This window comes from Methanobrevibacter filiformis, assembly GCF_001639265.1.
GTDB classification, from domain to species: Archaea; Methanobacteriota; Methanobacteria; order Methanobacteriales; family Methanobacteriaceae; genus Methanacia; species Methanacia filiformis.
Genome location: NZ_LWMT01000103.1, coordinates 1 through 3,187, shown reverse-complemented (window position 1 = coordinate 3,187; position 3,187 = coordinate 1). Strand labels below are relative to the sequence as shown.

Below are 3,187 nucleotides of genomic sequence, written 5' to 3'. Positions count from 1 at the left end.
ATAATACAGGATTATGGAATATTGGAACATTAAATGTTAATGAAATGGTTACGCTTAAAATTGAAGTGATAATAGCTAGTTCAGGAACAATAGAAAATATTGCAAATGTAACAGCAAATGAAGTAATGCTTAATGGCAGTAACACCAACACAAGCACAACAATCTATGTAGGAGATGTGAATGTAAGTATAATTAAAGTTTCCAATGCATCAGCTAACCCTCACTATGGAGATTATGTTAAATACACCATCACAGTAGAAAATCATGGTCCAATCAATGGGACCAATGTAATAGTCACTGACTACATTGATACAACTAAATTACGCTATATAAATCACACAGCATCAAATTCCACAACTTATGATAATAACACTGGAATATGGAATATAGGTAACCTTACACCTAATCAATTAGTAACCTTAACATTAGAAGTTGAAATTATAGGGCTTGGAAATATAACAAACACAGCAAACATAACAACAAATGAAACCAATGTAAACAATCAAAGCAGTACTAACAAGTTCACAGTATCAGATGTTAACATATCTATAATTAAAATAGCTAACACAACAGCAAAAGTAAATATTGGAGATAATATAACATACACAATCAATGTAACCAATAACGGACTAACAACTGCCACAGGAGTTAATGTAATTGATATTATAGATTCTAATAAATTACAATACCTTAATTCAAGTCCAAGTAATGGTGCATATGATGAAAGTACTGGTGTTTGGACAATCGGCAATATCCTTCCAGAACAATCTGCAATATTAACAATCAATGTAACTGTAATAGGAACTAGTTCAGTAACTAACACTGCTAATGTAACTACAAATCAAACAAATATTAATACTACAAATAGGAGTAGTATTGTAGTAGTTAACATATCTGATGATGTGGATGTGAGTGTAGTTAAAGTATCTAATGTTACAGGTTCAGTGAATATTGGGGATAGGGTAGAGTACAGAATCACAGTTACTAATAATGGTTTAACCAATGCTACTGGAGTTAATGTAATTGATATTATAGATTCTAATAAATTACGGTACCTTAATTCAAGTGCAAGTAATGGTGCATATGATGAAGGTACTGGTATTTGGACAATTGGTAATCTCATTTCAGGACAGTCTGCAATATTAACAATTAATGTAATAGTAATAGGAAATAGTTCAGTAACTAACACTGCTAATGTAAATACTAATCAAATAAATATTAATACTAGAAATAGGAGTAGTACTGTAGTAATTAATTTCACTAAAAAGGATGTTAATATTAATGTTAGTGTTCCTGGTGGTAATGTGGGGGATATTGTTAATATTACTTTGAATTTGACTGATGGTAATGGTAATCCTGTTAATACGACTTCTAATGTGACTGTTGGTGGTGTTAATTATACTGATGTTGAGTTTGTTGATGGGGTAGCTATTATTAATTATACTATTCCTGAAGCTAAGGAGAATATTACTATTGTCTTTGATGGCAATGATAAGTATAATCCTGTTAGTGACACTGTTATTGTTAATTTCACTAAAAATGATGTTAATCTTAGTGTTAGTGTTCCTGGTGGTAGTGTTGGGGATATTGTTAATATTACTTTGAATTTGGCTGATGGTAATGGTAATCCTGTTAATATGACTGCTAATGTGACTGTTGGTGGTGTTAATTATACTGATGTTGAGTTTGTTGATGGGGTAGCTATTATCTCTTACAATATCACTGGTGTTAAAAATAATATTACTGTTGGATTTATGGGAAATGATAAATATAATGGCACTGAGGGCACTTTTGGTGTGAATTTCACTAAGGGTAATGTTAGTCTTAATGTTAGTGTTCCTGGTGGTAGTGTTGGGGATATTGTTAATATTACTTTGAATTTGGCTGATGGTAATGGTAATCCTGTTAATATGACTGCTAATGTGACTGTTGGTGGTGTTAATTATATTGATGTTGAGTTTGTTGATGGAGTAGCTGTTATTCCTTATAAGATTGTTGATACTGGAGATAATATTGATATTGTCTTTAATGGTGATGAGAATTATAATCATATAAACAAAACTATAGATGTTAAGTTCACTAAAAAAGATGTTAATATTGATATTAATGTTCCAAATACTAAAGTTGGACATAATGCTACAGCAACCATTACTGTTAAAGATTTAAATGGTAATTCACTTGCTAATGCTTTAATTAAAGTTGTATTAAATGGTAAATCTCTTGGAAACTTCATTACTGATGAAAATGGTCAAGTACATCTTGTAATACCTGTTAACAAGAAGAATGCTATAGAAGTTATATTTGATGGAGATTATCAAACTAATCCAACTAAAAAATTATTTGAATTTGAAGGTGATTCTTCTACTAACAATACCAATAACACAAATGGTACCAACAATACTAATAACAATACTACTAATAACAATTCTAATAACCATACTAATAATAATAGTGATAATAATTCTAATAACCATACTAATAATAATAGTGATGATAATTCTAATGGATTTAGAGGGTCTAATATTACTATGAAGAAAACTGGTGTTCCTTTAATAGATATTATATTATTAATTTTAGGTATTTTTGGACTGATTTCAGCTAATAAATTGAGAACTAGGAATAATTCTAAAAGTAGTAATAATATTAATAAAAATTCTATAAGTACTATTAAGGTAGTTATTATAATTTCTTTAATATCTATTGTATTTGTTAATATTTCAGCAAGTAGTAGTGTTGATGTTACATTAACTTCTACTGACTTAATTAACAGTGCCATAAGTACTGTTAGCAATGAAGAAGATCTTAATAATCGTATTATTTTAAGAATTGGAACATATGATAATGTAGAGGATTATAATAATAGCTATGCTTCCTTATCATATAATAAAAATTAAGAATTGTCTTACTGTTTAGTGAGGAGGGTATAATTCTGTTAATTATTCTATAGGTTAATTCAATAATATTTTAATAATTCTACTAATTTTTATTATTAATGGAGATCTTCCATAATTCATTGATTAGTTAATTGATAATTATTGGCTTATATTGTGATGATAAAGCAATATTAAGTTAAAATAAGGATTATTATTTAGTTTATTGGGTTTTAAGTGATTTATCTTTGTTGATTATTTTTTAGTAAAGTTTAATAATCTTTGTGTTGAAATATGACTTCATGCATTAATGACTT

At 28.4% G+C, this 3,187-nt stretch carries 1 protein-coding gene; it reads left to right on the top strand.

Features of this window, described 5'->3' with window-relative positions; translation table 11 throughout:
* On the top strand, nucleotides 1-2,894 hold a 2,894-nt coding region (locus MBFIL_RS03625; protein WP_157078636.1), incomplete at its 5' end, for a DUF11 domain-containing protein.
* Between the last annotated feature and the right edge of the window lie 293 nt (nucleotides 2,895-3,187).